Annotated in this window: 29 protein-coding genes and 3 pseudogenes; 13 read left to right on the top strand and 19 right to left on the bottom strand. The window is 54.9% G+C overall.

The window, feature by feature from the left end; all coding sequences use genetic code 11:
• Window positions 1-67: 67 nt before the first annotated feature.
• Entirely contained in the window at window positions 68-1,297 is a 1,230-nt protein-coding gene (pepT, locus tag RT657_RS02460) for a peptidase T (protein ID WP_313652235.1), read from the top strand.
• A 66-nt stretch (window positions 1,298-1,363) separates the two neighbouring features.
• On the opposite strand, the gene RT657_RS02455 is transcribed toward pepT, so the two are convergent.
• The 8 genes from RT657_RS02455 to rluE all read right to left on the bottom strand — a co-directional run bounded on the left by RT657_RS02455 (window position 1,364) and on the right by rluE (window position 9,213).
• Window positions 1,364-2,488, bottom strand: a complete 1,125-nt coding sequence (locus RT657_RS02455) for a cupin domain-containing protein (RefSeq protein WP_313652233.1) — start codon at window positions 2,486-2,488, stop codon at window positions 1,364-1,366.
• 57 nt (window positions 2,489-2,545) lie between these two features.
• Window positions 2,546-4,006, bottom strand: a complete 1,461-nt coding sequence (gene phoQ / locus RT657_RS02450) for a two-component system sensor histidine kinase PhoQ (RefSeq protein WP_313652231.1) — start codon at window positions 4,004-4,006, stop codon at window positions 2,546-2,548.
• Window positions 4,007-4,008: 2 nt separating this feature from the next.
• Window positions 4,009-4,677: a two-component system response regulator PhoP gene (phoP, locus tag RT657_RS02445; RefSeq protein WP_313652229.1), complete on the bottom strand. Its 669-nt coding sequence runs from the start codon at window positions 4,675-4,677 to the stop codon at window positions 4,009-4,011.
• A gap of 104 nt (window positions 4,678-4,781) precedes the next feature.
• Complete coding sequence (purB, locus tag RT657_RS02440; RefSeq protein WP_313652227.1) at window positions 4,782-6,152, bottom strand: adenylosuccinate lyase; 1,371 nt, start codon at window positions 6,150-6,152, stop codon at window positions 4,782-4,784.
• Window positions 6,153-6,196: 44 nt separating this feature from the next.
• Window positions 6,197-6,838: a high frequency lysogenization protein HflD gene (gene hflD / locus RT657_RS02435; protein ID WP_293769549.1), complete on the bottom strand. Its 642-nt coding sequence runs from the start codon at window positions 6,836-6,838 to the stop codon at window positions 6,197-6,199.
• A gap of 42 nt (window positions 6,839-6,880) precedes the next feature.
• On the bottom strand, window positions 6,881-7,993 hold the full coding sequence (gene mnmA, locus RT657_RS02430) for a tRNA 2-thiouridine(34) synthase MnmA (RefSeq protein WP_313652221.1): 1,113 nt from the start codon (window positions 7,991-7,993) through the stop codon (window positions 6,881-6,883).
• A 42-nt stretch (window positions 7,994-8,035) separates the two neighbouring features.
• The gene (locus RT657_RS02425) at window positions 8,036-8,509 is read right to left on the bottom strand and encodes an NUDIX hydrolase (protein ID WP_313652219.1); all 474 of its coding nucleotides are present in this window, start codon (window positions 8,507-8,509) and stop codon (window positions 8,036-8,038) included.
• A gap of 41 nt (window positions 8,510-8,550) precedes the next feature.
• Window positions 8,551-9,213 carry a 23S rRNA pseudouridine(2457) synthase RluE gene (rluE, locus tag RT657_RS02420; protein WP_313652217.1) on the bottom strand — a complete coding sequence of 221 codons (663 nt, stop codon included), beginning with the start codon at window positions 9,211-9,213 and terminating at the stop codon, window positions 8,551-8,553.
• A 104-nt stretch (window positions 9,214-9,317) separates the two neighbouring features.
• Here rluE and icd point away from each other — a divergent pair, with 104 nt between their 5' ends.
• Complete coding sequence (gene icd / locus RT657_RS02415; RefSeq protein WP_313652215.1) at window positions 9,318-10,568, top strand: NADP-dependent isocitrate dehydrogenase; 1,251 nt, start codon at window positions 9,318-9,320, stop codon at window positions 10,566-10,568.
• Window positions 10,569-10,688: 120 nt separating this feature from the next.
• Here the strand turns inward: icd and RT657_RS02410 are convergent.
• Window positions 10,689-10,946 (bottom strand): annotated as a pseudogene (locus RT657_RS02410) (tyrosine-type recombinase/integrase); the annotation flags it as partial.
• A 674-nt stretch (window positions 10,947-11,620) separates the two neighbouring features.
• Between RT657_RS02410 and RT657_RS02405 the strand changes: the two are divergent.
• From RT657_RS02405 to RT657_RS02375, 7 genes and pseudogenes are all read left to right on the top strand, one after another.
• Window positions 11,621-11,820 (top strand): annotated as a pseudogene (locus RT657_RS02405) (DNA methyltransferase); the annotation flags it as partial.
• A gap of 679 nt (window positions 11,821-12,499) precedes the next feature.
• Window positions 12,500-12,757, top strand: coding sequence for a hypothetical protein (locus tag RT657_RS02400; protein ID WP_313652213.1), 258 nt, complete (start codon window positions 12,500-12,502; stop codon window positions 12,755-12,757).
• A 77-nt stretch (window positions 12,758-12,834) separates the two neighbouring features.
• On the top strand, window positions 12,835-13,227 hold the full coding sequence (locus RT657_RS02395) for a putative holin (RefSeq protein ID WP_313652211.1): 393 nt from the start codon (window positions 12,835-12,837) through the stop codon (window positions 13,225-13,227).
• A gap of 106 nt (window positions 13,228-13,333) precedes the next feature.
• Window positions 13,334-14,177, top strand: a pseudogene (locus RT657_RS02390) (IS3 family transposase); the annotation flags it as partial.
• A gap of 324 nt (window positions 14,178-14,501) precedes the next feature.
• Window positions 14,502-14,699, top strand: a complete 198-nt coding sequence (locus RT657_RS02385) for a hypothetical protein (RefSeq protein WP_128085120.1) — start codon at window positions 14,502-14,504, stop codon at window positions 14,697-14,699.
• Window positions 14,700-14,772: 73 nt separating this feature from the next.
• Window positions 14,773-15,057, top strand: a complete 285-nt coding sequence (locus RT657_RS02380; protein WP_313652208.1) for a hypothetical protein — start codon at window positions 14,773-14,775, stop codon at window positions 15,055-15,057.
• 292 nt (window positions 15,058-15,349) lie between these two features.
• Window positions 15,350-16,420 (top strand): glycosyltransferase family 9 protein, encoded by a 1,071-nt coding sequence (locus RT657_RS02375; RefSeq protein WP_313652206.1) that lies wholly within the window; start codon window positions 15,350-15,352, stop codon window positions 16,418-16,420.
• On the opposite strand, the gene RT657_RS02370 is transcribed toward RT657_RS02375, so the two are convergent.
• The 7 genes from RT657_RS02370 to RT657_RS02340 form a co-directional block, all read right to left on the bottom strand.
• On the bottom strand, window positions 16,351-16,689 hold the full coding sequence (locus RT657_RS02370) for a DUF1493 family protein (RefSeq protein WP_313652204.1): 339 nt from the start codon (window positions 16,687-16,689) through the stop codon (window positions 16,351-16,353). The genes RT657_RS02375 and RT657_RS02370 overlap by 70 nt on opposite strands.
• Complete coding sequence (locus RT657_RS02365; RefSeq protein WP_313652202.1) at window positions 16,689-17,750, bottom strand: glycosyltransferase family 9 protein; 1,062 nt, start codon at window positions 17,748-17,750, stop codon at window positions 16,689-16,691. The genes RT657_RS02370 and RT657_RS02365 overlap by 1 nt, the downstream gene beginning before the upstream one ends.
• 358 nt (window positions 17,751-18,108) lie before the next feature.
• Complete coding sequence (locus RT657_RS02360) at window positions 18,109-18,279, bottom strand: hypothetical protein (RefSeq protein ID WP_167498249.1); 171 nt, start codon at window positions 18,277-18,279, stop codon at window positions 18,109-18,111.
• A gap of 158 nt (window positions 18,280-18,437) precedes the next feature.
• Complete coding sequence (locus RT657_RS02355; protein WP_313652200.1) at window positions 18,438-18,686, bottom strand: CsbD family protein; 249 nt, start codon at window positions 18,684-18,686, stop codon at window positions 18,438-18,440.
• A gap of 353 nt (window positions 18,687-19,039) precedes the next feature.
• The gene (locus RT657_RS02350; protein ID WP_313652198.1) at window positions 19,040-20,050 is read right to left on the bottom strand and encodes a phosphatase; all 1,011 of its coding nucleotides are present in this window, start codon (window positions 20,048-20,050) and stop codon (window positions 19,040-19,042) included.
• A 23-nt stretch (window positions 20,051-20,073) separates the two neighbouring features.
• The gene (locus RT657_RS02345) at window positions 20,074-20,631 is read right to left on the bottom strand and encodes a hypothetical protein (protein WP_313652196.1); all 558 of its coding nucleotides are present in this window, start codon (window positions 20,629-20,631) and stop codon (window positions 20,074-20,076) included.
• 61 nt (window positions 20,632-20,692) lie between these two features.
• The gene (locus RT657_RS02340) at window positions 20,693-21,022 is read right to left on the bottom strand and encodes a hypothetical protein (protein ID WP_313652194.1); all 330 of its coding nucleotides are present in this window, start codon (window positions 21,020-21,022) and stop codon (window positions 20,693-20,695) included.
• 212 nt (window positions 21,023-21,234) lie between these two features.
• Here RT657_RS02340 and RT657_RS02335 point away from each other — a divergent pair, with 212 nt between their 5' ends.
• The 3 genes from RT657_RS02335 (at window position 21,235) to RT657_RS02325 (ending at window position 22,409) form a co-directional block, all read left to right on the top strand.
• Window positions 21,235-21,414, top strand: a complete 180-nt coding sequence (locus tag RT657_RS02335; protein WP_313652695.1) for a hypothetical protein — start codon at window positions 21,235-21,237, stop codon at window positions 21,412-21,414.
• Window positions 21,415-21,599: 185 nt separating this feature from the next.
• On the top strand, window positions 21,600-21,983 hold the full coding sequence (locus RT657_RS02330) for a hypothetical protein (RefSeq protein ID WP_313652192.1): 384 nt from the start codon (window positions 21,600-21,602) through the stop codon (window positions 21,981-21,983).
• Between the two features lie 12 nt (window positions 21,984-21,995).
• The gene (locus tag RT657_RS02325) at window positions 21,996-22,409 is read left to right on the top strand and encodes a GNAT family N-acetyltransferase (protein ID WP_313652190.1); all 414 of its coding nucleotides are present in this window, start codon (window positions 21,996-21,998) and stop codon (window positions 22,407-22,409) included.
• Here RT657_RS02325 and RT657_RS02320 read toward each other — a convergent pair whose 3' ends face one another.
• Together RT657_RS02320 and ldcA are read right to left on the bottom strand one after the other, a co-directional pair.
• Entirely contained in the window at window positions 22,410-23,072 is a 663-nt protein-coding gene (locus tag RT657_RS02320) for an MBL fold metallo-hydrolase (RefSeq protein ID WP_313652188.1), read from the bottom strand.
• Window positions 23,073-23,094: 22 nt separating this feature from the next.
• Complete coding sequence (gene ldcA, locus RT657_RS02315) at window positions 23,095-24,018, bottom strand: muramoyltetrapeptide carboxypeptidase (RefSeq protein WP_313652186.1); 924 nt, start codon at window positions 24,016-24,018, stop codon at window positions 23,095-23,097.
• A gap of 162 nt (window positions 24,019-24,180) precedes the next feature.
• Between ldcA and emtA the strand changes: the two genes are divergently transcribed.
• Window positions 24,181-24,810, top strand: coding sequence for a membrane-bound lytic murein transglycosylase EmtA (emtA, locus tag RT657_RS02310; protein WP_111138705.1), 630 nt, complete (start codon window positions 24,181-24,183; stop codon window positions 24,808-24,810).
• 10 nt (window positions 24,811-24,820) lie between these two features.
• On the opposite strand, the gene RT657_RS02305 is transcribed toward emtA, so the two are convergent.
• The gene (locus RT657_RS02305; protein WP_313652182.1) at window positions 24,821-25,777 is read right to left on the bottom strand and encodes a sugar-binding transcriptional regulator; all 957 of its coding nucleotides are present in this window, start codon (window positions 25,775-25,777) and stop codon (window positions 24,821-24,823) included.
• Between the last annotated feature and the right edge of the window lie 468 nt (window positions 25,778-26,245).

The raw sequence follows: 26,245 nt of genomic DNA, 5'->3' as shown, positions 1-26,245 counted from the left end.
ATTTTACGCAACATTGCGTTCGGCAGGTCTGTGAATAATAGCGGACGGCACTTTTAAAGGATGGGATATGGAACAGTTACTTGAGCGCTTTCTGAGTTATGTGGCAGTTGAGACCCAGGCTAAGCCGCAGGCGCGCCAGGTGCCCAGCAGTGAAGGGCAGTGGACGCTGGCGCGTCAGCTGCAGGAGGAGCTGCTGGCCCTGGGCTTTGTCGATGTCACCTTAAGCGATCACTGCTGCGTCATGGGCACGCTGCCCGCCAATGTTGACTGGCCGACGCCGGTCATCGGTTTCATCTCCCACATGGATACCTCGCCCGATTTCACGGCAAAGCATGTGAATCCGCAGATCATTGAGAACTATCGCGGCGGCGACATTGCGCTGGGTAACGGCAACGAGATTCTGTCGCCGGTGATGTTTCCGGTGCTGCACAAGCTGATCGGTCACACGCTGATCACCACCGATGGCAAAACCCTGCTGGGCGCGGACGATAAAGCGGGCATCGCCGAGATTATGACGGCGATGGCGGAGCTGGCTGCCAGCGACAGGCCGCACGGCGCTATCCGCGTGGCCTTTACGCCCGATGAGGAGATTGGCCGCGGCACCTCGCACTTTGACGTCGAAGCTTTTGCCGCAGACTGGGCCTACACCATCGACGGCAGCGATCTGGGCGAGTTCGAGTATGAGAATTTCAATGCGGCCTCGGCTACCGTGAAAATCGTCGGCAACAACGTGCATCCCGGCTCGGCGAAAGGGGTGATGGTGAACGCGCTGGATCTGGCTAACCAGTTCCATGCCGCGGTGCCGGCCAGCGAAAAACCGCAGTCTACCGACGGTTATCAGGGCTTCTATCATCTGCATCAGATTAAGGGCACGGTCGAACACGCCGAGATGCTCTATATCATCCGTGATTTTGAAACCCGCAGTTTTGAGCAGCGTAAAGAGACGCTGCTGCAGATTGCTGAGAAGATCAACAAGACCCTGCATTCGGACTGCTCGATCACGGTCGAAATCACCAACAGTTACCGCAATATGCGTGAAAAGGTTGAGCCGTTCCCGCACATCATCGATCTGGCGTTGCAGGCGATGCGCGACTGCGGCATTGAGCCGGTAGTGAAGCCAATTCGCGGCGGAACCGATGGGTCGGCCCTTTCATGGAAAGGCCTGCCGTGCCCGAACATCTTTACTGGCGGCTACAACTACCACGGTAAGCATGAGTTCGCTTCACTGAATATCATGGCAAAGTCGGTTGAGGTAATTGTGCGCCTGTCAGAGCTGGCGGCGCAGAAGCGGGATTAAAAAAGGCGCTCTGCCAGCATAGCAGAGCGCCTGATTCAGCCGCGGCGCAGGGAGGCGCCGGGCGGCTTATTCGTCGCCGAAGTACCAGTAACCGGCATTCACCAGGCCAGCAATCTGCGCCAGAACCGCCGGATCATCCAGCGCGTCGCCCAGGTCGTCCAGCGTAATGCGACTGTGATGGGCCAGAACCGCCATCACCTCGGGACGCGAACACTCAACCTGCTCCCCGTTCACATAGACTGCATCGCCAATGGTCAGGACACGCAGGCCACCTAACCGGCTCAGCGCGTCGCCCTGCTGCAGCGCATCGTAGATCTCATCAGGCTGATAAGGCGGTTCCGGCGGTGCCACATCCAGTTCGTGGCGTGACTGCGAAATAAATTCGCCAAACCAGCGTTCGAAATGTTCAGGCTGATTGACCACATCCAGCATCAGCTGACGCACGCCTTCAATTTCCTGCGGCAGGATCTGCGACGGGCAGTCACGCGCGGGTACGTCCGGATCGCTGAAGCGCAGGCTGCCCAGTTCATTGGCCAGCGCGTAGTCGGCAAATCCGCTGATCAGCTCACGACCGCTGGGGGCACGGAAGCCGACGGAGTAGTTCAGGGCGTTCTCCAGCGAGTAGCCTTCGTGCGGGAATCCTGGCGGAATATAGAGAATATCGCCCGGCTCCATCTCTTCATCAATGATGGCGTCGAAGGGTTCGACCTGCAGCAGGTCCGGGTGCGGGCAGTGCTGCTTCATCGGCACCTTCTCCCCGACGCGCCAGCGGCGACGGCCCATTCCCTGAATAATAAAGACATCATACTGATCGAAATGGGGGCCGACACCGCCGCCAGGCACGGCAAACGACACCATCAGGTCGTCAACGCGCCAGTCGGGCAGGAAACGGAAAGGACGCATCAGCGCCGCCGACGGCTCATGCCAGTGGTTAACCGCCTGAACCAGCAGCGACCAGTTGTTCTCGCCAAGGTGATCGTAACTCTCAAACGGGCCGTGGCTGACCTGCCACTTACCATCCTGATGGCTGACCAGGCGGCTATCCACCTCGTTTTCCATTGCCAGTCCGGCCAGTTCATCCGGTGAAAGAGGATCCACAAAGTTTTTAAAACCACGCTTCAGCACGACCGGGCGTTTCTGCCAGTAGCGCTGAATAAAATCGGGCCAGTTAAGATCGAGCTGATAGTCCATACAAGGGTTCCGCTTAGGGCTGCAAATGCCAGCAAGTATAACAGCCTCGGAAGGTTTCTACTCGCGGCGATGTTCGACTTCCTGGCGCTTAAAGATCACTTCCATCCGCGCGCCACCCAGAGCACTGCCGGAGGCGATGACGTTCCCCTCATATTGTTCGAGAATATCGCGCACCACCGCCAGACCTAATCCCTGCCCGGGCCGCAGGGTATCCACGCGCTGGCCGCGAACAAACACCAGGTCGCGCTTGCTTTCGGGGATCCCCGGACCATCATCATCGATGTAGAGATGCAGCGCATTTTCACTCTGAAAGGCGCTGACTTCGATAAATTCAAGACAATATTTGCAGGCGTTATCAAGCACGTTGCCCAGCACTTCCATGAAATCGTTCTGATCGCCGACGAAGGTCAGCTCCGGGGAGATATCGAGCGTAATTGCCACGCCTTTGCGCTGATAGACTTTGTTCAGGGCCGAACAGAGGCTGTCGAGCAGACCAGAAACGGAATGCAGGTCGCGCTGCAGCGGGTTGTGGTCGGCCTGCATACTGGCGCGATGCAGATAGTACCCGACCTGCTGCGAGATGCGGCTGATCTGCTCCAGCATGACCGGCTCAGCCTGTTCCACGGTCAGCTCTTTGCCGTTGCGCAGCGAACGCAGCGTGCTCTGCAACACGGCCAGCGGCGTTTTCAGGCTGTGGGTCAGGTCAGACAGGGTGGTGCGATAACGGGTGTAGCGTTGCCGTTCATTTGTCAGCAGCAGATTGAGGTTGCGGACCAGACTGCGCAGCTCCTGCGGTGGATTGTCCGCCAGGTTTTCGCGCTGGCTGGTTTCCAGTTCGCGCACCTGCTGGGTCAGCGTGCCGATGGGCCGGAGGCTCCAGTGCGCCGCCAGCCATAGCAGCGGCACAATCAGAATCAGGTTCGCCGCCAGCACATAGCTGAACCACGACCAGACGACATCTGAGTGCTGCAGCTCCTGTGGAATCGAGTCCACCACGACGATGGTGAGTGCAGGCAGATTGGTGGTGGCGTCGTAACGGTTTACGGCAACCGAATGCGTAAAGGTGTCGTTGCTGTCCGTATCCCAGTCATTGAGCCGTCGCTGTGCGTTCAGATTGTTGCCCATCGCCATCAGACTGGTGTGGTTGCTGGTGTCAATCTCGTAGAAGTCAGGCTTCAGTAACCATTCACGGCGGATCTTTTTACGGATATCCGGCACGTCGCGCTGTTGCCACAGCAACTTGCCATGCTCATCATAGATAAACACCAGCGTCGGAAAGTTGAGTGTCATCCGTTCCGGCTGAGCGATGGTGAGCGTGTTGTCGTGCCACTGCGCCAGCGTAAAGAACAGGTTGCTCTCGCCACGCATCACGCGGTAGGTATTTTTGTCGAAACTCACCACATAGCCGATGACCGCGACCATACCGTAAGAGAGTGAGAGGAACAGAACAATGGCTGCAGAGGCCAGCAGAAAGCGGGCCCGCAGCGAGATAGGGCGATAGCGTTTAAACCAGGACATGGTCAGAGATCAAAGCGATAACCCTGGCCACGCACGGTGGCGATAACGTCAGTCGGATGCAGTGCCAGAATCTTTTTGCGCAGACGGCCCATCAGAACGTCGATGGTGTGGCTTTCACGCAGTTCGGCATCCGGATAGAGCTGCAGCATCAGCGAATCTTTACTGACGACCTTGCCAGCGTTGCGGATCAGCGTCTCAACGATGGTGTATTCAAAGGCAGTAAGCTTCACCGGCTCTTCATTAACCGTCAGTTCACGACGGGAGAGATCCACCTGGAACGGCGGCATATCAATGATTTGTGAGGCATGCCCACTATTGCGGCGCATCAGCGCCTGCAGACGCGCAGCCACTTCCTCAATGTGGAATGGCTTGGTCACGTAGTCATCTGCACCCGCCTCCAGCGCTTCGACTTTCGCCTGCCAGCCTTCGCGGGCGGTCAGCACCAGAATCGGCTGACGCACCGCATCACTGCGCCAGCGGCGAATCAGCGACATGCCATCTTCATCTGGCAGGCCGAGATCGACCAGCGCGATATCCGGCAGATGCTCCTGAAGAAAATAGTCGGCTTCTTTGGCGTCTTCGGCGGCATCGACCTGATGGCCCATGTCACGTAACTGGACGGCAAGATGATGGCGCAGCAGGGCATTGTCTTCAACAACCAGAACACGCATAGAAATTCCTTACACTCTGTTTGAGTCAACCTGCAGAAAGTATACGCGAAATGTATTAAACAGGATGTTAACGCAGACCGGAGAGCACCGGTCTGCGGCGGGCACTATTTCAGCTCGTCAACCATCAGGACAGCACGGCCCAGATAGTTAGCAGGTGTCATCTGCTTCAGGCGCACTTTTTCTTCTTCCGGCAGCGCCAGGCTGTCGATAAAGGCCTGCATACCGGCGGCATCTACGCGCTTGCCGCGCGTCAGCTCTTTCAGCTTCTCATACGGCTTTTCGATGCCGTAACGGCGCATGACGGTCTGGATCGGCTCGGCCAGCACTTCCCAGTTGTGATCCAGCTCGTCCAGCAGACGGTCGCGGTTTACTTCCAGCTTGGAGATGCCTTTCAGCGTAGCCTGATAAGCAATCAGCGCGTAACCCACACCTACGCCAAGATTACGCAGCACGGTAGAATCGGTCAGGTCGCGCTGCCAGCGTGAAACCGGCAGTTTGCTGGCCAGATGCTGCAGCACGGCGTTCGCCAGACCCAGGTTGCCTTCGGAGTTTTCAAAGTCGATCGGATTGACCTTGTGCGGCATGGTTGAGGAGCCAATCTCACCAGCAATCGTTTTCTGTTTGAAGTGGTTCAGCGCCACATAGCCCCAGATATCGCGATCGAAGTCGATCAGGATAGTGTTGAAGCGGGCAATACAGTCGAACAGCTCTGCAATATAGTCGTGTGGTTCGATCTGAGTGGTGTAGGGGTTCCAGGTGACGCCCAGTGAGGTGACGAACGCTTCGCTCAGCGTATGCCAGTCCACTTCAGGATAGGCGGCAATGTGAGCATTGTAGTTGCCGACCGCGCCGTTAATCTTACCCAGCACCTCAATCTGTTTCAGCTGACGCAACTGACGCTCCATGCGGTAAGCGACGTTCGCCATCTCTTTACCCATGGTGGAGGGGGTTGCTGGCTGGCCGTGAGTACGGGAAAGCAGCGGAATATCACGGTACTCGCTGGCCAGGCCCTTCACAGCATCAATCAGCTGCTGCCAGTAAGGCAGGATGACGTCCCGGCGGGCCGTTTCCAGCATCAGCGCGTGCGACAGGTTATTGATATCTTCAGAGGTACAGGCGAAGTGGATGAATTCAGAGACAGCGTGCAGGGCAGGGAAATCGGCAACTTTCTCTTTCAGGAAATACTCTACCGCTTTCACGTCGTGGTTAGTGGTGCGCTCAATCGTTTTGATACGCGCCGCATCGTCTTCTGAGAAACTGGCAACAATCGCGTCAAGGAAAGCGTTTGCGTCGGCGTCAAATGCAGGAACTTCCTTGATCTCTGCGGTCGCGGCCAGTTTTTGTAACCAGCGAACTTCAACCTCAACGCGGAATTTCAGCAAACCAAATTCGCTGAAAATCGCACGCAGCGGGCTGACTTTATCGCCGTAACGACCATCGACAGGTGAGACGGCGGTCAGAGAGGATAATTCCATCAGTGCAACTCCTGAATCATTTAGCAGTGTTTTGCCGCACCGACTTAGTAAGTCAGTGGCAGCCGGGATAAGAGGGTTTTCGCTTCACGCAGCAAACGCTGACGCGAGAACATCAGTTGCAGTCGGCCACCGCCGACCTGCTGCCACAATACCGCAGCACGGATACCGGCCAGCAGCGTGGCACGCACTTTACTCTGAACCTGGGTATTCTGCAGAACCGCCGGAGAGCCGGTCACCTGGATACGCGGACCCAGCGGGCTGATCACATCCACGTAGATGGCCGCCATCGCGCTGAGAATGGTATCCGATTCCAGTTCATAGTGCGCCAGCTGACGATCCAGCTGGCTGATACGCTGCGCCAGCGTGTTCATGGCGGACTGGCTGCCGCTGAGCTTGCGCTCCAGCACCATCATGCTCAGCGTATAGCGTGTCAGTTCAGCACCGGCGCCCTGGCGGCTGGTGCTGTTCAGCATCGCCATCAGGGTTTCAAGGCCGAGGCGCAGGTTCGCTTCACTGTTGCCGAACACCGCCAGCGTGGAGCCAGGATTGAGATCCAGTACGCTGCGCAGCGAGACGGTCAGCGCCTCCGGCTGGCAGTGACCCTGCTGAGCCAGTTGCTGAACCAGGTGCGCGGACTGACAGATGCCCGCCAGTGCCAGCGTGATGTCCTGATAATTTTTCGCCACGGTTACTCCTGTTTACGCGTCATCAATGCGGGCCAGGCCCGCTTACTCTGTCACCAGCGGCAGACGCTGTTCGATAATACCGCCACCGAGGCAGATGTCGCCAAGATAAAACACTGCGGACTGGCCCGGCGTAACGGCGGCAACCGGCTCGTCGAAACGCACCTCAATCCGGTCATCGCCCTGCGGAATGATCTCACAGGGAATGTCGGTCTGCCGATAGCGGGTTTTCACGGTGCAGCGAAGTGGGGCGGTGATCGGGGTGCGATCGACCCAGTGCAGCTGCTGCGCAATCAGGCCAACGGACATCAGCCGCGGATGATCGCCACCCTGGGCGACAATCAGGCGGTTACGCGCCACATCCTTATCGACCACATACCACGGGTCATCTTTGCTCTCTTTCAGGCCGCCAATACCCAGCCCTTTACGCTGTCCCAGCGTATGGTACATCAGCCCCTGATGCTCGCCGACGATCTGGCCATCTGTGGTTTCGATTTCGCCAGGCTGAGCCGGGAGATAGCGCGCCAGGAAGTCGCGGAATTTGCGCTCGCCGATAAAGCAGATGCCGGTCGAGTCTTTCTTCTTCGCAGTAATCAGATCCAGCTGCTCAGCGATGCGGCGGACTTCCGGTTTTTCCAGCTCACCGACCGGAAACAGACTCTGAGCGATCTGCTGATGACTCAGCGTGTAGAGGAAGTAGCTCTGATCTTTATTGCCATCCAGCCCGCGTAACAGCTGGCTCTGGCCTGCCACATCCTTGCGACGTACATAGTGGCCGGTCGCGATAAAATCGGCGCCCAGGTCTTCAGCGGCGAACTCCAGGAACGCTTTAAATTTGATCTCTTTGTTGCAGAGGATATCGGGGTTAGGCGTACGACCGGCCTTGTACTCTTCAAGGAAATGCTCAAAGACGTTATCCCAGTATTCCGCGGCAAAGTTAACTTTGTGCAGCTTAATCCCGAGCTTGTCGCACACCGCTTGCGCATCCGCCAGATCGTCCGCGGCGGTACAATACTCCTCGCCATCGTCCTCCTCCCAGTTCTTCATGAACAGGCCTTCAACCTGGTAACCCTGCTGCTGCAGTAACCAGGCGGAAACGGAAGAATCGACGCCGCCGGACATACCGACGATCACTTTTTTCTGGCTGTTGTCAGACATGACACGCTCGCATTACGATAAAAAAACAGGCGGCGCATTCTATCATGCTGAAGGCAGGCGCGCACCCTCATGAAACGGCCACTGGAAGGGGCTGACCAGATGCAACGGATAACGGATACCCTGTTGCCACAGGCGTACGCTCTCCGCCACTAGCGGTGAACGCAGGTTAGAGGCCGTGAGAATCCGCGCTGGCGGCAGCCACCAGCAGCAATCGATGTCACTGTCGTGCGGCTGCGTGGGCGCTTTTTCCGCCAGATCGACACCAAACAGAAAACGCACAAAAGGTGTACTGTCCGGGGCGATCCACTGATGGATTCCGATGAAATAGTGCATCTGCGCGGCGATACCCGTCTCTTCATAAAGCTCGCGTGCGGCGGCTTCCTGAAGCGTTTCGTCGGCTTCGAGATGCCCGGCAGGCTGGTTCCAGGTGGCGCGACCGTTAATCGTCTCCTCCACCACCAGCAGTTCACTTTCTGCCTGAACCAGACAGGCGACAGTAACATGAGGTTTAAACATCCTTTCTCCGCAATTGTTAACCTGAGGTTATAAAAAAGGCTTCAGCGCGGCTTGTCGCTGATGTCGCGCCACGCCCCGGGTGCCAGATCGTCGAGCGTGTAGCTTCCCATGGCAAAGCGAATCAGCCGCAGCGTAGGAAAGCCGATATGGGCGGTCATCCGGCGAACCTGACGGTTACGGCCTTCATAAAGCGTGACTTTCAGCCACTGGGTCGGAATATTTTTGCGCTCGCGGATTGGCGGCTGACGTGGCCAGAGCCATGCCGGTTCGGCCACTTTTTCGATGCCGGCGGGCAGCGTCAGGCCATCTTTCAGATTAACCCCATCCCGCAGCGGCTGCAGATCCGCCTCCTGAGGTTCGCCCTCCACCTGCACATAATAGACCTTACCCGTGCGCTTACCGGGCTGTGTCAGCGCGGCCTGCAGGGCACCGTCGTTGGTCAGGACCATCAGTCCTTCGCTGTCACGGTCGAGGCGACCGGCGGCATAGACCGCTGTCACGCTGACAAAATCTTTCAGCGTGCGGCGGCCTGCTTCATCGGTGAACTGCGGGAGAACGTCGAAGGGTTTATTAAACAGAATGACGCGGCGTGGGGCCGCCGGGCGGTCAGGCGCACGCCGCGTATCGCGTGTCGGGCGGCTGAATCGTTTATCCTGGTGAATTCGTTGAGAAGTTTTTCGCATGGGCTTTGCAGTCAGAAACATTCGGCGCATTATAACGTGAAATTGCGGTGATTGGCGTGGCGTAAATATTCAAGTAGTATTGACCCGCATCTTACAAATCATTAACAAACGCCCAGGAGAGGTTAATGGAAAGCAAAGTAGTTGTTCCGGCGGAAGGTCAAAAAATCACCCTGAATCAGGGCAAACTCACAGTGCCAGACAATCCGATCATTCCTTACATTGAGGGTGACGGTATCGGTGTTGACGTTTCCCCGGTCATGCTGAAAGTGGTCGACGCGGCGGTGAAGAAAGCCTACAACGGCGAGCGCAAGATCTCCTGGATGGAGATTTACACCGGTGAGAAATCAGTCGAACTCTACGGCCAGGACGTCTGGCTGCCACAGGAAACGCTGGATTTAATCAAAGAATATCGCGTGGCAATCAAAGGCCCACTGACTACCCCGGTCGGCGGCGGTATTCGTTCACTGAACGTGGCCCTGCGTCAGGAGCTTGACCTCTACGTCTGCCTGCGTCCGGTACGTTACTACAAAGGCACCCCAAGCCCGGTAAAACGCCCTGAAGAGACCGACATGGTGATCTTCCGTGAGAACTCCGAAGATATCTATGCGGGTATCGAGTGGAAAGCGGGCTCTGCCGAAGCGGACAAAGTGATCAAGTTCCTGCGTGAAGAGATGGGTGTGAAGAAAATTCGCTTCCCTGAGCAGTGTGGTATCGGCGTTAAGCCGTGTTCAGAAGAGGGCACCAAGCGTCTGGTGCGCGCTGCAGTGGAATACACCATCACCAACGATCGTGATTCACTGACGCTGGTTCACAAAGGCAACATCATGAAGTTCACCGAAGGCTCTTTCAAAGACTGGGGATACCAGTTAGTGAAAGAAGAGTTCGGCGGCGAACTGATCGACGGCGGCCCGTGGATGAAGTTCAAAAACCCGAACACCGGCAAAGAGATCATCGTGAAAGATGTGATCGCGGATGCGTTCCTGCAGCAGATCCTGCTGCGTCCGGCTGAATATGACGTGATTGCCTGTATGAACCTGAACGGTGACTACATCTCTGACGCCCTGGCTGCGCAGGTTGGCGGTATCGGTATCGCACCTGGTGCGAACATCGGTGACGAATGTGCCCTGTTCGAAGCGACCCACGGCACCGCACCGAAGTATGCCGGTCAGGATAAAGTGAACCCAGGTTCCGTCATCCTGTCTGCAGAGATGATGCTGCGTCATCTGGAGTGGTTCGAAGCGGCTGACCTGATTGTGAAAGGTGTTGAAGGCGCTATCGCTAACAAGACCGTGACTTACGATTTCGAACGCCTGATGGATGGCGCTAAACTGCTGAAATGTTCAGAGTTTGGTGACGCGATCATCGAAAATATGTAATCCGCATTACGTATTATAAAGCCAGCACGGATGTAAAAGTCGTGTTGGCTTTTTGCGTCTTCTTTTCTTTCCCCAAAACTTCCCCAAAACTCTTCCCCAAAACTGTCTATAAAATCATCATCACACAGCAACCACAATCCACTCTTTCCCGCGATCATCGTTGTAGCGATCAGTCATTTTTTGAGATTTATGGCCGAGTAATTTTTGAGTATCCACACCCTGTTCACGATAGAGACGTTCCGATAGCGAGCGCTGCTCATGAAAGGTAGGTGCTGCACCTTCAGCCCATGTTATGCCGCAGTGATTTCTGGCCTTTTTGAACGTCGTTGTAATAGAGCTGGCAGAAACCTTATCACCCCGGACGGCCTGCGAGGTTGATATTTCTGATATCGGCAAAGAGTAGAATTTTGATGTTTTTTTAATTACTTCAATTGTTCAGGATAAATTGTTTTCATTAGTAGGATAAGCTATGAAAGCTGAGAATGGCTCCGCAGATTTATCGACAATTTTCGATACGTATTCGAGTCATCTTTTAAATCCAAACGATTAATAAAATCGTTAAAATAACCTAATTTAGCACCTGCGATAAAACAGACTCCTTTTCTTATTCGGCTTTTATTATTGTAATTACTGCGGCGCATCGGTTCGATGAAGTTATTTGAACTCATTCTTAATTATTTGGATATTAATTCCTCAATGGAATCCAATCTATTTAATTTGTATTTTTTTAGCTATTGGGTTTGCGAGGGTTCTTTTATAATGAGGGTGTCTGTAACTCGATATATTGGATTGTCTGGTTATTTGTCAATTAACGCCTAATAAATCGCCTTTTCTAGCTTAAGTATTGATCCAAAAGTACCTGCCATGTCATTTTTATAGAATAATGTACGCTCATCTGAAATGTCGAATGGTATCGTAGTTCCATTTTCGGCAATCGTTATAACTGGGCGTCTCACAGCATGTCTAACTGCCAGTTCATACATTACGTTTGGGTTTTATTAGGTTAGATTAGCAATTACAAGTTCATCCTGAATTAAATGCTTGATCACTTCTATACGGATGTATGGACGCATAAACCGGTTCAGTCCTATCCCGGCAAACACCTCTGCGAAAAACCGGCTGATATGCTGGAGCAGATTATCAACGCCAGCAGTAGGCCGGGTGATGTGGTCGCTGATTTTTCATGGATTCAGGGTCAACGATAAAGGCGGCGATGAAGCTGGGACGCTCGGCAATTGGTGTTGAGCTGTAAGAGGAGCGATATCTGCAAACGGTAGATGAAATTCAGTTGCTCAATGCAGAAACGGCTGATAAAAGCGCCCTTACTAAATGACCTGGTTGCCAATTATGAATGTTAAAAATAAGTACGCTATTTACATCGTTATCACAAACTAAAAGTTAATGTGCTCTGTATCGCAGTTTTTTGTAATCTCTTTATCTTTCTAATGGGCTTTTATAAGCCAAAGAGTCATTAAATTGACGGTTTTTACTATATGTGACTGTTTATTTTTATAATTTATCGACCCCCTCCATTTCCTAATTCGATTTTGGAGAGTCTGGTTGTAAGTGATACAATAAATTAGCAGTGCTGCACATATGTAATTCAGGATGAAAACTTAGGAGATATAAGATGGAATTGTTGACTCACGAGCAGTGTGAACAGGTAACTGGTGCAAGCGGTGCATATGACCCCGCCTATGCTGGTGCAAGCTCCAGACACAGCCAGAGTGGCATTGCTTATGGCGGACAGGCTAACGGATTTTTAGGTACTCAATCAAACTGCCTGGATTTAGGTACAGTCATCAGTGAGAACCCATGTGCAACGGGTATTATTGCCGGCGCTATTGCGGGTTCAACCTCGTTGCCAGGCGTAGTCCGAGGGGTTGTTGCTGGGGCGATAACTGGACAATGCTTTTCAGGCGGAAACGGCAATGGTGGCGGTTCAGGGAGTAATTATGGCGGACAGTGCACGTGGTAGGGAAAAAAAGGTAAGAAGCACCTGCGTTATACCAGGGATATTATTGGCTGGGGTTCTATTAACCTCGATAAATATTTTCCCAAAAGATGGAGTGCTGGGTTTCCTGCCGTATGAATTTGCAAAGTTTTTTGTAATTTTATTTTGCTTCTATGGTGGCGTATCCATTCTCAAAGATTTGACTCTTTACTTCATGAAAAGAAAAGGGGAGTAATATCCCCTAACTTGCATAAGCTCGCTTCGGCGGGCTTTTTTTGTGTCTAAAGAATCCGATAATTAGAGAGGACAGTAATGGCCGAGCCATTAAGCACCGGCGCTACGACAACCGTAGCGGGCTGGGGCATAGTCACGTCTGCGCTGGTGGTATTTATTACCTCCGTGGATTATTCCATCGCGTTTGGTGCGTTTGCCGGTTCGATGTGTTTCATCGTCACCGCCATCAATCTGAAGCGCCGCCAGATTTTCGGGTATTTCCTGTTTGGCTATGTGGCTGGCGTATTTGGGGCCGGTTTTGTCGCTGACAAAATGGAGGTTTATCTGGATTACTGGGAAAAACCACTTGATGCCCTGGCGACTGTCGTAATCTCCGCTGCTACGGTACAGGGCTATTTCTGGCTGAAAAATGGTGGCGTTTCAAAACTGCCATTTGTAAAAAATGGCTTGGGGAGAAATCATGATCAGTAGCGATTTCCTGACAGTCATTGATGTCGCCATTTGCGCGGCTATTGAATCGCCAGAGTTTAACAGAAACCTCAGAGTCATTTAAGATGGCTTAAAGAGAGAGGTGCCCATGAGCGGTAAGCGTTATCCCGAAGAGTTTAAAATTGAAGCAGTCAAACAGGTTGTTGATCGTGGTTATTCTGTTTCCAGCGTTGCAACACGTCTCGATATCACCACCCACAGCCTTTACGCCTGGATAAAGAAATACGGTCCGGATTCTTCCGATAATAAAGAACAGTCAGATGCTCAGGCCGGGATTCGCCGTCTCCAGAAAGAGCTGAAGCGGGTTACCGACGATCGGGACATATCAAAAAAGCCGCGGCGTACTTCGCAAAGCTATCCGACTGAGGTACGACTTTTTCCGCGACAACAGCCGTTGCTGGCCTGTTCGCCTGCTCTGTCGGGTTCTGGATGCACATCCGGGTGGATTTTATTTCTGGCTTCAGAAGCCACATTCACAGCGTCACTATGCAGACCAGATGCTGACCGGGCAGATTTAACAGTTCTGGCTGGAATCGGGATGCGTCTATGATTATCGCAAGATCCATCTCGATCTGCGTGATACCGGGCAGCCGTGCGGAGTGTACCGGGTCTTGCGGCTGATGAAGCGTGCCGGAATAAAAGCTCAGTTCGGCTACCGGAGCCAGCGGGCACGTAAAGGCTAAGCCAGTATCGTTTCGCCTGACAGGCTCCGGCGGCAGTTCAACCCGGATGCTCCGGATAAGCGTTGGGTAACGGACATAACCTATATCAGGACCCACGAAGGATGGCTGTATCTGGCCGTGGTTGTTGACTTATTCTCACGTAAGGTTATTTGCTGGTCAATGCAACCCCGCATGGCAAAATAGATTGTCCTGAACGCATTACTTATGGCGGTGTGGAGGCGTAATTCTCAAAAACAGGTATTGGTTCACTTTTCGTCAAGGCTTTCAGCTGTTGCTGGCAGGAGCTGCCCGCGCGTCCGGTTCTGCGCTCTCATCCTTTTTTTACCGTCGTCCAGGGGCTTCAACAGACACTGCTTAGCGTTGTCGCTACATGAAACATCCCTTTAACATGCGCTCCATCCGGAAAACGATGTTCCGCGCAGGTGTAACAATACATTTCCTTCAGATGTAAATTGTAATACTTCTGCAAATTATATTATCCGATGCCACTGTAAAAACGGCGTGAAAAGCCACTTCGCGTCTCTGTCTGCGCCGCTATAGCGTTACTGTAAGTGCTCACGCTATGGAGGATGTATGGATACGAAATATACAAAAGACGCGATTCATCTCTGCCGCCTGATGTTTGGTCAGGCGGTACTGGAATTATTAGCCGAAGATCAGCCGGTGACCAATTACGCGCTGGAAGCAAAGATAAAGGGCATGTTGCCCGATGCGCAGCCTGCGCTGGTTTACAGTGTGGCACTTGAGCTGTTAAACGATACGCTCTGCTAATGCCTGCCCGCTGAAGGACGCGCCCGGCATGAACTCTGCCGGGCCAGGCTGGCATAAAGCGGGTCAGGGGTTTATGGAATCCGACACGCAAAAAGAGCTGTTGAGCATGATCCGGATGCCGCTGCGGTGTAGGCTGCAGCTGAAATACAGGGAGGGTAGGATGGACGATGAGTCAGTCGATGATGCTATTGCGGCATGCCGCCTGCTGTTTGGCCAGGCAGTGCTGGAGATCCTGGCCGAGGATAAGCCACTTACGCGCGACGCAATTTCAGAAAACATTGAGAGGATGTTTAACGGCATCCCTTCAGAACCCGTTATGAAGCTGGCTATCAGACTGCTGAAAAAAAGCAGCGACTGACAATCTGCACTCTGTCAGTCGCCGGTTGCCGCCAGCGGTGGCCATGCCGCGCCTGACATCCCTTGCTGGCACCATCACAGCCGAAACCCCGTCCGGTCTCTTATTGCAGAGAATCCTTACTGTAAGGTGCCGCGCCGGTATTTAACAAAGAATTACCTACGGAACCAATCTGACACTGCGCTGACTAATCTGCTGACTATTACCGTTACGTTATCGTTTCCAGAGCGTTAACCGGGCGAGTCTCACCTTATTCAGCCGGAATGGCTTAGCCTGTGCGCAGAGGATGTCAGATATGCGGGTTTTAATTATTTGTCGGGATAACATTGGCGACACCTTACTGACCACGCCGTTAATCAGTGCGCTGGCGCAGTCGGGTCAGCATCAGGTCGATGTGCTGACTAACCATTATGCCGCACCCGTGTTAGAGCATAATCCCGATATCCGGCAGCTCTTCTGTTACACCAAACTGCATCACCGGGAGGCCGGGCAGGGGCGGCTCGCCTGCCTGCTACAGCGGCTGACGCTGATGTGGACCCTGAAAAAACAGCGCTACGATGTGGTTATTCTGGCAAAAAGCCGCTGGGACCGGCATGGCCTGAAATGGGTGAAAACGGTGCGTCCCGGTCGGGTGATCGCGCTGGGCCAGCAGCCGCACCCGCTGATTACCGATCTGTTACCGCCTGATCCGTCGCCCGCTCATATCAGTGAAGTTCTGTTCCGTCTGGGAGGGCCGCTGCTGCCTGACGCCACGATGCCTGGCCGGCTGACGCTGCGGCCAGATGCGACCCTCGCGGCCCGTCTGCGGGATAAATATGCTATCGATTCCGCCATTCCGGTTTATGCGTTGCAGATCAGCGCACGTAAGCCGAGTCAGCAGTGGGACGTTACCCGCTTTGTCGGGCTGGCTGAAAAAATCGCCGCGCGTCAACGCTGCCAGATTATGCTGCTCTGGTCACCCGGCAGTCGCGATAATCCTCGGCATCCCGGTGATGATGAGAAGGCGCGCGACATCATGGCGCGCTGTCCCCATCTTCCGGTCAGAGCAGTGCCGACCACCACGCTGCCTGAGCTGATTGCGGCGATGTCATTGTGTCTGGGGCTGGTCAGCAGTGATGGCGGGGCAATGCATGTGGGCGCCGCGCTGGGATTACCGGTGGTGGCGCTGTTTGGTGACAGCGATCCTGCCTGCTGGCATCCATGGCAGGTAAATTATCAGGTGCTGCAACCCGCGTCCCGGGAGGTTAATGCGCTGACCAGCTGTGAGGTCTATGACGCATTCCTCCATACCATTCTTCACGCGTCCTCAGCGGGCCAGGCTCCCGTGCTGGCCGCTTCACATAACATGGCGACGGTCAGCGGATAGCCGGCTTTTGCGGCACCGGCTCTGAACCCGCGAGCCGGTGCGAAATGCCGCGTTTTTTCCGCCGGAAAATAGCGCGCTTCATCGTAGTGCTCTGAACTGACGCCGAAGGTAACGAAGAAGTCGCTCATCAGAATCGCAAATTCCACCTCGTTCAGCGGGAGCTGCTGCAGATAAAACCCGGCCCGGTCGACTCTGCGGAATCGCCCCAGGGCGGTAGGCCGATTGTGATATTCAATCAGCGTGATGATAGCCTGAGAGAGTTCGCGCATTATCCCACCAGTTTCGCCACGGCCTGCTCCACTTCTTCGGCCTGGATTGCCGCCATCGGATGCGGCGATGCGGCGCTATCCGGACGATGAATAATGATGTGACGATCGCTGTCCTGGCAGGGGCCGGTGTAGCGTGGGTTGGCGGTGGCGAAGAGGCTGACGGTCGGCGTCTGTGCCGCCACGGCGATGTGCAGAGGCCCGGTATCGCCGGTGACCAGCAGATCCAGCGTGCGAATCAGGCCAATCAGTCCGCTCAGATTGGTTTTTCCCGCCATCGGCGTGATGTTGCTGCGGCAGTGCGGAGGCAGGCCTTCGATAAATGCCCGCTCCAGGGGCTGCTCAGCGGCGGTGCCGGTCACAATAATCTCTGCGTCAGGCCAGCGCCCAAGCAGTGCGGTCGCGAGCTGGCAGAACGATTTCAGCGGCCAGCGGCGAATATCTTTGGAGGCGCCGAGCTGAAACCCGATGCGGCGATGACCCGGCGTGGCGGCGGTGGGGAGATTCAGCTCAGGCAGATGCATCCGGGTCTGCGCGCTCTCTGCACCCAGCGCCTCAATCAGTTTCAGCTTACGTTTAATCGTGTGGTCGTCGAAATAGCCGGAATAGTGGTCGAGATATTTATTCAGCAACGGCGATTCACTACCGTAATGGTCGCGCACGATAGCCTTACTGCCGCTGAGCACCGAACTCATAATATCGTAGGGGAAATGGGCGTGTAATATCACCGACAGGTCGGGTTTATGACGACGCAATTTAAAAAACAGCGGCAGGTAATTGGCAATCTTGTTATCCCAGATATAAATCTTATCGAACCAGTTATACCGGCTGACCAGATCCTTGTTTTTCTCGCTGGAAACCAGAACAAACTTGCTGGTGGGAAAACGATTTTTCAGGCTCCAGATAGCTGGCGTATTCATCAGGAAATCGCCCAGCGCGGTCGTAGAGTAGACGACTACCGTCTGTGGCGTCAGGGCCTGCAGAGGCTGAGAAACCTTTCTGCCGGAAAAACGGGAATAGGCAGTTAATAGTCGATCGATCAGATAAATCTTTTTTTTCTTCACGCCTGAATTCTCTTAGCAGTGCCGTAACAGTTAACAAAAAGAGGTTGTGCGTGATTAGAGATTATCATTGTGGCTGAAGTTCATTGCGGGAGGATGTTTTTTTAGCTTCTAAAGGGTTCGTTTAAATTGTTTCCATGATTTTTATGTTGTTTATTTCTGGTATATATACAGGATCGTGTAAAGAGAGTAAGGCATGTTAAAAAGAACTTAGATAACTCTGACTTTAGTGAGGAAAAAGCCCTTTTTATAATTCCTGTCATAACTAATAGCAGGTTAATTATTAGTAAGGATATTTTTATCAGCAGGCAGAAATATTACGACGATGATAAACCCCGGCAAATCTGCCGGGGCAGGGGAATCAAGACTGTGGCTGGCCGACAGGGCCGGAACCCAGTGTACCGCCAGGCGAAGACTGACCACTTGGCGCATGTGGACGGCCATCGGCTTTAATCGCGTCACTTCTCTGGGAGCAGCCTGCAAGCGAGGCGAAGGTCGCTGCAACCAGCAGCAGGGCAGGAATCGTTTTCATAAGGTCACCTTGATGTTGTCAGAAAGAGTACAGAATGAACGTCATAACCGCTTCCCCCCGCCTCGGACACGTCTCTTTCAGAGACCGCTTAACCGGCAGGCGTGAAAGCCAAAAAAAACGGAAGCCTCAGGCCTCCGTTCCGTTGACGTCAGGACGTATTACTTGCGGCCCAGCAGGAAGCCGATAAACACGCCTACGCCAGCCGCAATGGCCAGACCGGCAGCAGGATTAGACTGAACCTGATCCTTGATGCACTCAGCCGCATCGCGTGCTGCATAGCTTGCCTGGTTGGTATAACGGCGAGCTGCGCCTTTTGCCTGATGTTCGGATGAACCGGTTGCTGCACCCCATTGTTCCTGAACTGCGCCAGCCGCTTCTTTTACTTTATCTTCGATTTTTCCTGACATTTATTGCTCCTTGGTTTTGAGTGAGACCTTAAAAGCGTAGCAAAGATAGTGAGTTCTGCTCTGGCTGAGGGGATCTGGAGCCTGAAAAATCGTTTCTGACTGTGTAGAGCAGCCTGTTTGCGGGCCAGAGATTGTCTGTCTGAGCGACGGTTCTGGCGGCGCCAGGGCGCTGAAAAAGGAGCACGGTAAGCGTGTAGGGATGGCAGTATCGACCCGGTGAAGAGGGAAGCTGAAGAGGGGGGCGGCGCAGGGCACCCCCTTACGACGCAGCAATCCCTGAATGAAACCGCCAGCGGCGAACGGAAGGCATCGCGCACGCTCGTCGCACTTGCCTCCTGACGGGCGACAGGGGGTTACTGCAGCAGGACACCCTGAATCAGACTGGCCTCAACAACGGTGACCTCATTGATCTTCAGCGCCTGCATATAACCTTCGACCAGCAGCAGATTGCTGACGTCAGTGGCCCGGTAGTCGCCCGACAGTTCACTGTCGCCTTTCCAGACCTGCTGCTGAGACAACTGCTGGAGGGCCGCCAGCGTATAGCGACCCGGTTTTCCCGGTAGCTGATTGCGGATGGAGAAACCGTGAACGCCGCCGATGCCGATTACCCGCCGGCCGGCCACATCCTGTCTGATCTGCGGGCTGACATCATTCGCCGCATAAAACTGCACAAAACGCAGCACCGGGGGCCGCCAGGAGCCGATGGGATTGGGTGACGGGGCATCCGGTTGATTCTTCAGCACCGTCAGAATAAAGTTTTTCAGCGTTACGGAGGCCAGTCTGCCCTGATAAATATCGGCAACTGGTTTGCCCGCCTCCTGCCGCCAGGCGGTCATCTGCATCGAGCCGCCGCCGATATCCCAGACCAGTAACTGCTCATCGCGGATGCCGGGATCGCCCAGCGCCGCTTTTGCGGAGAGGAAACCGAGTTTCGCTTCCTGTTGCTGCGAAATGATGCTGATCGCCGCACCGGTCTGCTGCTGTAGCTGCGCGATCGCGGCTTCTCCGTTGCTGGCGTTACGGAACACTGCGGTGGCGACGCCGCTGATTCGCCTGGGGTGAAAACGCTGTGCACGGGTCAGCAGCTGGCGGAGCGCGGTCACCCCTTCCTGCATGATCGCCGGGCTAAGCTGATTATCGGACGAATGGGCCAGAGCGTCGTTCCAGGCCACAGCCCGCTGATCCTGATAGAGCATTTCCTCAATGCGCAGCTGGCAGACGTTAACGCGCGCGACCGCTATTTTAGTGGTGCCGGAACCGATATCCAGGCCGGCGCGGATCTGCTGGCAGCGATCGGCTTCAGCAGCCGTGGCAAACAGCAATGAGCAGAAGAGTATCACGGCAGACAGCGCAGCAGATCGCATGGCAACTCCAGGGGCAAAAGGGCTCAGCGTGATCGGGCAGCGACGCAGGCCGGGTAGACGCTGACCAGAAAATGACGCAGATGGTCGAAACACCATTCGGCATCCTCAGCCTGCGGACAGTAAAACTGGATGGTGATCTTCTCATAGTCGCGCTGACGCTGGCGCAGCGGTGACCAGCTCCAGTCGAGAACCGAACGGGCATAGTTCACCAGCGCGTCGGCGGGCATCTGATGCTGTTTCTCCTGTCCGGCCAGATAGCGGTTAAACCGGGCTTCAAGCTGTAGCGCCTCCTCATGACCGTGATGCGGTAAATCCGGGCGGAACGCGACATCAATAAACCCACAGACCGCATCGGTCTGCTGCTGCCAGTCGCAGGCCAGCGTCATAAACAGCCCCTCCTGCAGGTTGATCTCCTCAACCAGCCGCCGGAGATTCACCGAACGGTTCAGCACCGCAATCTCTTCAAGGCGGCCCGCTTCCAGCGTCAGATCGAACCCACAGGGATTAACGGAGCCATCCGCGTTACGGGTTGCGGGGAAGGGAAAGTCAATATAACCGTTGTTATCGAGACGTTTTTCCATCGGGGAGACCTGCAGCTTGACGTTTCCTGACAATAAACGATCTGGCAGCAGGATTCATCCGTTATGGGCAGGTCCAGGTGATTTGGGTGTCCTGCCAGGGGTTGATCAGGCGGAACTGCTTGTCTGACAGGCGCTGGGCATAATAGCCTTCGCGCGTTACGGCAGAAGGGACATATTTAAACCGATCCAGCGACTGCAGCGGGCCGCTCTCCACACTCACCTTGTCGCGGCTGACGGTAAAGGCGTTAACCAGGTCGAAAATCACCGCGCTGGTCTGTCCCATCGGCTGACCATAAATCGTGTAAACCTCACCCGGACACTCCACCCCTTTCGGGCCAGATGAACATCCAGTAAGCATCGCGATGAGGATTAACACGCTGAGTCGCATCATGAATTATTACCTGCTTCAATCCCTGGGAGTTTGCTGGCGCACTGTCACTCTTCTGCGCCCTTTTGACCTGATTATAGCATTTTCCGCTGTGCATCCTGTTTGTGATTTGTTTAATCGTTAAGCAGCAGGAATGTAAAAGGGTGACTTTTCCTGTTGATTAACGGTATTCTTGGCGTCTTTGCGCACCGCTTAGGCAAATCCAGGGATAAATGATGAAAGAAGAAGAAGCAAGTCTGATGATTATTCGGCAGGCGATTGATCAGTTAGAAGCCGATAAGAAGCAACAGGTGATTGCTTGTTCCGCCGATATCCGCGCAGCGATGCAGGCTTATGATGGCGAGAATGCCGGGCTGGCCCTGATGTTAGTGGCCGCAGAAGTGGCAGCTGAATAATCTTTATCCGGCCCGTGTGACAGCCTGTTACACGGGCCGGATATACTTTACCTTTTCTCAACTTTCAGCTTTTTCGCAGGCTGAGTCCACTTATCCGTGGTCTTAACGATCGCAGTCGCGCCGCTCACCCTTGTTCTCTGATGTGTTAAGCTAAAAATTCTGAATAAAATCAGCGGAGACACAGCATGAAGGCAGCACTGATTGCCCTGGGCCTGCTGGCCTGTCACATCGCCCCTGCCTGGAGCGAAACCGAATTTCAGCTTAACTGTCCCGGCCGGGCGACCATGATCGTTTCGCGCGCCGAATATGGCTTAACCACCCTGATGTGGCCGGAAAACCATTTCCAGATTGCGGCCGGCCAGCAGCGTACCCGGCTTGAGGCGGGCGACCGGGTGGCGATTACCCGTTTTCGCAATGGTGACCAGCTGATCGTGAATCAGCGCAGTCAGGCCACCTTCTTTGTCTATCACGACAGCGATAAACTGCTGCCCTGCAGCCGCAGCGAAAAACGCGATGTGGATGCGCTGAGCCTGGAACGCTACGACGACCGTCAGCGTTCCGATTCTTAACCGGGAGCCAGTATGCAACCTGAGATTACCGACACGGTCACCGCGCAGGATCTGGATGAGGTCAGGCTGGGCCTGAAAGCACATAACAGCCGCTTCTTCGACGCAGATGAAATTCGTTCAGTCGGCGTCTTTATCCGGGATGAGCAGGGCAGGAAACTGGCCGGGCTGACCGGCTCGACGGCCGGTAGCTGGCTGCGGATTGATATGCTCTGGGTCAGTGAAACGCTACGCGGTCAGGGCGTCGGCACCCAGCTGATGCGGGCGGCCGAACAGGAGGCGGTGCGGCGCGGATGCCGCTATGCGCAGGTGGATACGGCCAGTTTTCAGGCTCGCCCTTTTTACGAAAAGCTCGGCTACACGCTGCGGCTCACGCTGGGGAACTATATCCTGCATCACCAGCGACACTATCTGACCAGAGAACTTTGATCAGAATAGCGGTTGCTGACGCAGGTCCAGCGGGTGCTGCTCAGCTTCATCAATCGCCGCCAGCCAGCTCTGCAGCGTGACCGTTTTCCAGGAAAGATGCCCACGCGTGGTACTCATCAGTACGACATCAGGGCGCAGCGAGCGATAAAAATCCAGCGTCTTACTTAGTTCAGCCGGATTGCTGTCCGGCACCATGACGGTGATCCACTGGTCATGCGCACGCGTCACCGTATCGCCCACAAACAGATAGGTCATGCCCAGCGGTGAGGTGTAAAGATAGCTGGCGCTGCCCGGCGTATGGCCGGGTGTCGGCAGCAGATGAAAATCCCCGAAGTGTGTGTCCGGCTGAGTGAAGGTGTCGTCCGGCTCTGCAAAACGGCTGATCGGACCCAGCGACCGGCTGTGGCAGTAAAGTGCGCTGCTGAATCGCTGCTGGATCACGGCTGTTCCTGGTGCCGCCTCGTGCCAGTGGGTCAGATAGTGACGGATCACGCCGCCGCTATCGGCAATCACCTCGTGATCGAGCAGGTTTTCTACCCGGCCAATCAGCAGGTTGCCGCGCGGATGACGCAGCATAAAACCATGCATCATCAGATCGTTAACGGCATCTTCCACCGGAAATTCCGGGGTTGAGATCCACAAATCGTCATACAACGGCTTCAATGTCGATCTCCTGAAACGTTCGCTATTCCCGCAGAACGGGATGCCCGGTTGCCTGTAACTGCGCCTGCCCCTGACGTACAGCTAACCGCGCGCGGGCGCCCAGCGGCAGCGTCACGGTTTCCGTATCATGACCGAAATCGAGATCGGAGATGACCGGCAGCCCGGTGGTGTCGCGCAGCCGCTGCCAGACGGTGCTGAAGTCAAAGCCATTGTCATAGTCCGACAGCGCCGTGCTGGTAAAACTGCCGGTGATGATCGCCCGCTGTCGCGCCAGAATGCCGCTCTGCTCCAGCTGGATTAACATGCGTTCAATGCGAAATGGATGCTCATTGACGTCTTCGATCACCAGAATGCCATTGTTGATCTGCGGCATCCAGGGGGTGCCAATCAGGGAGCAGACCATGGCCAGATTCCCGCCCCAAAGCGTGCCCTGCCATTCACCCTGGTCCGGCGTTTCGCTTTGCCATTTCACCTCAACCGTCGGGGATGTCAATGCCTGCCAGAAGTGATGAAGGGTAAATTCAGATAAGGTCGCGGCCCCGAAATTACCGGCCAGCATCGGTGAACTGAAGGTAATCAGGCCAATCTGCGCCAGCAGCGCCAGCTGAATCGCGGTGAAATCGCTGTGACCGCACAACGCCAGCGGCTGATTCAGCAGACGACGTTGCAGACCTGTATAGTCGATCGACGACAGCAGCCGGCTGGCGCCGTAACCGCCGCGCACGGCCAGCACCACGTCGGGCAGGGTAGCCAGACCGGCGAGCTGGTTAATATCCGCCAGTCTCTCCGCATCCGTACCGGCAAAGCGCTGAAACCGGCGGGTAATCACCTGCTCGTTTTCAACCTGATGACCTGCCGCGCGCAGCCGTGCGATGCCCTGCAGCGCCGCAGGCTGATTGTGGCAGTAACCGGAGGGGGAAATAAGACGGACTGAACGTGAAATCATCATACTTTCCTGCTGTTAGCACCCTTTACCGCGATGATGGCGAAAAGCGCCACTGAAGTCACGGTACGCGCCAGATTTTAGCGCATTTAGGATAAACGGTAATTTTGCTCCCGGACTGTCTGGGTATGATAGCATTCGCCATCACAGCGAAGAGATGAAAAATTGCTGAAAATCCGACACCTTATACTCTCAGCGTTACTCCTGACCGGCTGTTCCAGCGAGCCACCGCATCAGATTGTGAAGCAGCGCAACACGCCGTTAACTCAGGCACCGCCGTCCAGCGTCAATGGAACCTGGGCCATGTTTACCGAAGATGCCGCCAGTCATTATGGCGTTGATGAGAAGTTAATCAGCGCCATTATCAGTGTCGAATCAGGTGGGAATCCGGGCGTTGTCAGCCGCTCCAACGCGGTAGGGCTGATGCAGATCAAAGCCTCAACCGCCGGACGCGAGGTCTATCGCACGCTGGGCCGCCGCGGACAACCCTCCAATGCCGAACTGCGCGATCCGGCAAAAAATATCGATATCGGCACCGCCTATATCCGCATCCTGCAGGACTCTGCGCTCTCGGGCATCCGCGATCCCCTGACGCTGCGCTACGCCACCATTGTCTCCTACGCCAATGGAGCCGGTGCGCTGCTGCGGACCTTTTCCCGCGACCGCGATCGGGCGATTGCGATGATCAATGCCATGTCACCCGATGAGTTCTATCAGCACGTACAGAACAAACATCCGGCGGCACAGGCACCGCGCTATCTGTGGAAAGTCACGACGGCTTACCGCACCATCTGAGCGCTCGTAATCAGATCTGCGGCGTGAGCAGCAGCCGTGCCGTAGGATAATCAACGATCAGCACGTTGATGTAACCGCCCAGCAGTGCCCCGCGAATGGCCTGGGCTTTTTCCCGCCCACCCGCCAGTCCGACAACCTGTGGACAGCGTTTCACCTGAGCCAGCTCCATTCCGATCACCGGATCTTCTTCGTCTTTCAGCACCGGCTGCCCACAGGCGTCGAAATAGTGCAGGCAGATATCGCCCACCGCGCCGCGCGCCGCCAGCGTCTGTAACATCCCGCCGTCGTAGTAGTTGCCTGAATTCCGCAGCAGGGCCGACGGCTCCAGATCGCCAATGCCGACAATCGCCAGATCAACCTGATCAAACTTGCTCAGCACCTCAGCCACCTCGGCATTGGCCGACAGCCGCTGGCGATCGCTGACCGAGTGCTCGATTGACTGCGAGGGCAGCAGCCAGGCAGGGCAGTTGAGCAGCGCCGCCAGATTCTGCGTCAGAATTGTCGCCTGCACGTTGCCGTTCGCGCCAACGCCACCCAGCAGCTGAATTACCCCCTTGCAGGCGCTATTCAGCGGATGCAGCGCGTCCACCATCGCCCGGATCGTGCCGCTCCATGAGGAGATGCCAATCAGCTCGTCATGGCGCAGCCGGGTTTCAAGATAGTGAGCAGCGGCCGAACCAATCGCCTGCTTGATTTGCAGCGGAGAGGCCTGATCGGGCACATCCACTACGATCGCCTGCGGCAGGTTATAGGTCTGCTCAATCGCTTTTTCCAGCTCCGGATAGACATTGGCGGGCGGCACCACACTGATCTTGACCACCCCCTCTTTCACGCTGCGATTAAGAATGCGTGAGACAAACGACTGCGATAGGGTGAGTGACTGCGCAATCTCCGACTGCTTCAGCCCTTCGACATAGTAAAGGGTGGCAATCTTTACCATCAGTCGCTGTTCGTCCTGTTTTGCCATCGGTTTTTCCCTCTCTGACTCTTGCCCGGTATTGTTAACCAGGATGTTCAAAATCACAACGCAGGCTGATTTGTGATCGTTTTCGCTTTTTAACGATTGTGGATTGGACGCCACCGTTGCGCAGGTGCATAGTCATTATGCATATAAAATCGAACATGAATATATATTCATGAAGAGAATTGACGTGCTGTTGTCTGATGGGATCAACCCGTCGGTTTTACTTTTCGCTCAGCCGCCATAAAGCGGATGACCTGCGGGCGATGCTCATCTCATAGCATTCCCGCAGGTTTTATGACGGGCTTAAGTGAAGCCTGACAAAGGAGTATCACAGACAATGTTGCGACGCTCAGATCCAAATCGGATGCCGCAGGAGGTGAGGCTGATGGAAAGAAGGCGTTAACTGAGAAAGCCATGGCAGCAACGTCCGGCACGCCGCTGACGGCTTAGCAGCAGACGTGTCTGAATACT

It is taken from the genome of Pantoea sp., assembly GCF_032114055.1.
Lineage (GTDB): Bacteria > Pseudomonadota > Gammaproteobacteria > Enterobacterales > Enterobacteriaceae > Pantoea.
This window is presented reverse-complemented; position numbering and strand designations above follow the sequence as displayed.